Origin of the sequence: Kitasatospora sp. NPDC091257 (genome assembly GCF_044757675.1) — a bacterium.
Classification (GTDB): domain Bacteria; phylum Actinomycetota; class Actinomycetes; order Streptomycetales; family Streptomycetaceae; genus Kitasatospora; species Kitasatospora lactacystinica.
In genome coordinates this window covers 1-4,048 of record NZ_JBIVVI010000863.1, presented here as the reverse complement: position 1 = coordinate 4,048, position 4,048 = coordinate 1, and the positions used below count along the sequence as shown (strand labels likewise).

Here is a 4,048-nt window from a genome sequence, read left to right as displayed (position 1 = left end):
GGGGCCGAGGGGTGGCGGCGGGAGGGCTCGTCCCGTCGAAGTCCGGGCCTCCGCCCCGCGACCCCGTGTTCCGCCGGTCGGGCGGCGGCACTCGCCCGACCGGATTACCGACAAGTGTTTTTTCCTTGACAAATTTTTTTGTCGGCTGGATGCTGGAACGGTGCTGGAAGTCGCCGTGATCGAAGAACCCGCTGCGGCCGAGGCCTCGCTGGACCCCATGCGGTCACGCCTCCTCGCCGCCCTGACCGAGCCCGGCTCGGCCGCCATGCTGGCCGCCCGGCTGGGGCTGCCCCGGCAGAAGGTCAACTACCACCTGAAGGAACTGGAGCGGCACGGCCTCGTCGAACTCGCCGAGGAGCGCCGCAAGGGCAACGTCACCGAACGGGTGTACCGCGCCACCGCGGCCTCCTACGTGATCTCCCCCAACGTCCTGGCCGCCGTGAGCCCGGACCCCGCCCGCTCCCCCGACCAGCTCTCCGCCCGCTGGCTGCTGGCGCTCGGCTCCCGGCTGGTGCAGGAGGTCGGGTCCCTGCTGACCGGCGCCTCCCGGGCCCGGCGGCGGGTCGCCACCTTCGGCATCGACGCGCAGGTGCGGTTCGCCTCCGCGGCCGACCGGGCCGCCTTCGCCGAGGAGTTGGCCCAGTCCGTGGCCGCCCTCGTCAGCCGCTACCACGACGAGTCCGCTCCCGGGGGCCGCAGCCACCGGGTGGTGGTCGGACTCCACCAGATCCCCGCCGCACAGCCCGGGGCGGAGGCGGGGGCGGCCGGGGCCGGACCGGCCGGGACCGGGCCGGAGGCCGACGCCGCCGGCAGCGCGACAGAAAGCGCCGGAACCGCACCGAACCAGGAGAACCCACGATGACCCACCCGTTCGAGATCGAGCTGGAGACCTCCCTCCCGGCGAGCCCGGAACAGGTCTGGGAGGCGATCGCCACCGGACCGGGACTCGACTCCTGGTTCATGGGCCGCAACGAACTGGACCCGCGCGAGGGCGGCACCGCCGTCATGGAGACCGGGGGCCACCGCGCGGAGGCGGTCGTCACCGCCTACGAGCCCGGCAAGCGCCTGGCCACCCGTACGGCCGCCGGCGAGGACGGCCGGTTCATGGCCTTCGAGTACCTGATCGAGGGCCGGGACGGCGGTGCCACCGTGCTCCGCGTCGTCCACAGCGGCCTGCTCGGCGACGACTGGCAGGACGAGTACGACGCACTGCGCCGCGGCTGGCCCTTCCACCTCCACACGCTGCGCGAGTACCTCACCCACTTCCCCGGGCGCACCGCCGTCCCCGTCTTCGCCGCCGCGCCGTCGGCCGGCCGGCCGGAACCGGAGGTCCGGGCCCTCCTCGCCCACGCCCTGTCGCTGCCGCTCCCGGTCACCGCGGGCACGCGGGTCCACGGCGTACCGGCGGGCCTGCCGCCGCTGGACGGCGAGGTGGCCTGGGCGGACGACGAACGCTTCGAGGTCCGCACCGCCGACGGGCTCTACACCTTCCACCACGGCTCCGGCCTGGTGCTGATGTTCCACCACCTCTTCGGCCCGGCTCCGGACGGGTCCGAGGCCGCCTGGCAGCAGTGGCTGTCCGGGGTCCTCGGCTGACCTGCTCCTTCCGGCCGGCCGGACCTCCCCGGCCCGACCGACTTACTGCCCCGACCGGCCCAGCCCGATCGGCCCGTCGATCCGACAGCCCCGACCGGCCTGACCGCTCCAGATCCGCACGAGAACCGAGGAACCACCCATGCGCACCCTGATCAGCACCGCCTTCATCTCGCTCGACGGCGTCGTCGAGGGCCCCGGCGGCGAACCCGGCTACCGCAACTCCGGCTGGACCTTCAAGGACATCGAGTTCCTCCCCGAGGCGTTCGAGATCAAGGGGCGGGAGCAGGAGGAGGCCACCGCGATGCTGCTCGGCCGGGTCAGCTACCAGGCGTTCAGCCCGGTGTGGCCGGACATGCCGGAGTTCGCCCGCTACAAGACGCTGCCGAAGTACGTCGTCTCCACCACCCTCACCGAGGACGACCTGGTGCCGAACTGGGGCGGGACCACCATCCTGCGCTCGCTCGACGAGGTCGCCGCGCTGAAGGAGACCGAGGGCGGCCCGATCATCGTCCACGGCAGCGCCGCCCTGAACCGCGCCCTCTCGGACGCCGGTCTGATCGACCGCTACCACCTGCTCGTCTTCCCGCTGCTGCTCGGCGCCGGCAAGCGCCTGTTCAGCACGACGGACAAGGACACCCAGAAGCTGAAGCTGGTCGAGCACGAGGTGTACGGGAACGGCCTCCAGAAGCAGGTCTTCGACATCGTCCGCTGACCGCTCCCCGGCTGCTCCGCTCCCCTCCGTCGGCGGCGAGAGCGTCGACGACGGGGTCGGGGCGGGGACGGCCCTCCTGTCCGGTCTCCCGTGTCCCGTGTCCCGTCCCGGACCGTCAACGCTCCTCTGCGGTGCGCCAGATGAACACCTCGCTGCTCGGCTGCCGCTCCGAGAAGAGCCCCGACGGCGAGGTCCGGGCGAGGAGGCCGCGGAGGTCCGACTCGAAGGCCGGGCGGCGCTCCGCGAAGAGGTGCGGGGCCGAGGAGGAGAGCGCGAAGACGCCCGCGACCGCCTCGTCGGCCGTGCGCTCCAGCGGTCGCCCGCCCGGGACGACGATCCGCTGCGGGCCGGTGAAGGCCGCCAGGGCGAGGACGGTGGCCTCGTCGTCCGGCGTGCCGTGCGGCAGCAGCCCCTGCCCGGCGCGGCGGACCGGGCCGAGGTAGTGCCGGACCAGCTCGCCGATCGCGGCGTACGGGACCGGCGGGTGCGGCAGCCCCTCGGTGGGCCGCGGTTCGCCCTTCAGGTCCGAGACGTGCGCCAGGGCGCCGCCGGGCCGCAGCACGCGCCGTACGGTCGCCGCCACCAGGTCGCGGTCCATCCAGTGGAAGGACTGGCCGAAGGTCGCCAGTGTGAAGGTGCCGAGGCCCGACGGCAGTTCCTCGGCCCGGGCCCGCACCCAGGTGGCCTTGGGCTCCGCGGCGCCGGCCCGGCGCGCCTCGGCGATCATCCCGGCGTCCGGGTCCACTCCGACGACCTCGCCGAACAGATGCGCCAGGCCCAGCGCCAGCGTGCCCGGCCCGCACCCCACGTCGAGCAGCCGCCCCCGCCCGTCGAGCCCCAGCGCCTCGGCCAGCGCCTCCGCCAGTCCGGGGGCGTACGGGAGCCTGCCGCGGGTGTAGTGGGCGGCTGTTCCGGCGAACAGCGTCTCGTCCCAGGACCAGGGGTCGTCTGCCATGGCTGCTCCTCCAGGGGTCCGACCGGGAGCGGCCGTGGGGATCCGGCCAGGGGCGGCCGGGGGTTCGGCCAGGGTTCCGGCCTCGGGCGAACGGGGTTGATCCTGGCACGAGTTGACTCCTGGCCAGAAGTCCGCGGGGCGGGAAATCGATGGACAGGCATTCCGTGATCAGCAGACTGATCCCATGACTGTGACAGATGACAAGACCGACCTTCGGATCTACATCCAGGACGCCCGCGACGCCCTGCTCTGGAAGCTCGAAGGCCTCTCCGAGTACGACCTGCGCCGCCCGCTCACCCCCACCGGAACCAACCTGCTGGGCCTGGTCAAGCACGTCACCGGCGCCGAGGCGCTGTACTTCGGCGACACCTTCGGCCGCCCCTTCCCCGAACCCGCCCCCGTGTGGATCACCGGCGGGACCGAGCCGAACGGCGACCTGTGGGCGCGGGCGGACGAGAGCACCGAGGAGATCACCGGGCGCTACCGGCGGGTCTGGGCACACTCCGACGCCACCATCGAGGCCCTGCCGCTGGACGCCGTCGGCACGGTCCCGTTCGGCGCCGGCCACGAACAGACCCTGCACCGGGTACTCGTCCACATGATCGCCGAGACCCACCGCCACGTCGGACACGCCGACCTGGTCCGCGAACTCGTGGACGGCGCCACCGGCCAGCGCTCCGACGGCGCCAACACCGCCCCCGGCGACGCCGACTGGTGGCGGGCCCACCACGACCGCGTGGAGCAGGCGGCCCGGCAGGCCGGCGGACTGGCCTGAGCCGGAGGGG

Annotated in this window: 5 protein-coding genes; 4 read left to right on the top strand and 1 reads right to left on the bottom strand. The window is 73.6% G+C overall.

What is annotated here, in order from left to right; genetic code table 11:
• Window positions 1-160: 160 nt before the first annotated feature.
• The 3 genes from ACIQOV_RS31005 (at window position 161) to ACIQOV_RS30995 (ending at window position 2,308) form a co-directional block, all read left to right on the top strand.
• Window positions 161-862: an ArsR/SmtB family transcription factor gene (locus ACIQOV_RS31005; RefSeq protein ID WP_401053951.1), complete on the top strand. Its 702-nt coding sequence runs from the start codon at window positions 161-163 to the stop codon at window positions 860-862.
• Window positions 859-1,596 (top strand): SRPBCC domain-containing protein, encoded by a 738-nt coding sequence (locus ACIQOV_RS31000; RefSeq protein WP_401053950.1) that lies wholly within the window; start codon window positions 859-861, stop codon window positions 1,594-1,596. The genes ACIQOV_RS31005 and ACIQOV_RS31000 overlap by 4 nt, the downstream gene beginning before the upstream one ends.
• A 139-nt stretch (window positions 1,597-1,735) precedes the next feature.
• A complete protein-coding gene (locus ACIQOV_RS30995) occupies window positions 1,736-2,308 on the top strand; it encodes a dihydrofolate reductase family protein (protein WP_401053948.1) in 573 nt (190 codons plus the stop codon).
• Between the two features lie 115 nt (window positions 2,309-2,423).
• Here ACIQOV_RS30995 and ACIQOV_RS30990 read toward each other — a convergent pair whose 3' ends face one another.
• Entirely contained in the window at window positions 2,424-3,263 is an 840-nt protein-coding gene (locus ACIQOV_RS30990; RefSeq protein ID WP_401053946.1) for a class I SAM-dependent methyltransferase, read from the bottom strand.
• Window positions 3,264-3,447: 184 nt separating this feature from the next.
• On the opposite strand from ACIQOV_RS30990, the gene ACIQOV_RS30985 reads away from it, so the two are divergent.
• Entirely contained in the window at window positions 3,448-4,038 is a 591-nt protein-coding gene (locus ACIQOV_RS30985) for a DinB family protein (protein ID WP_401053945.1), read from the top strand.
• Window positions 4,039-4,048 lie beyond the last annotated feature (10 nt).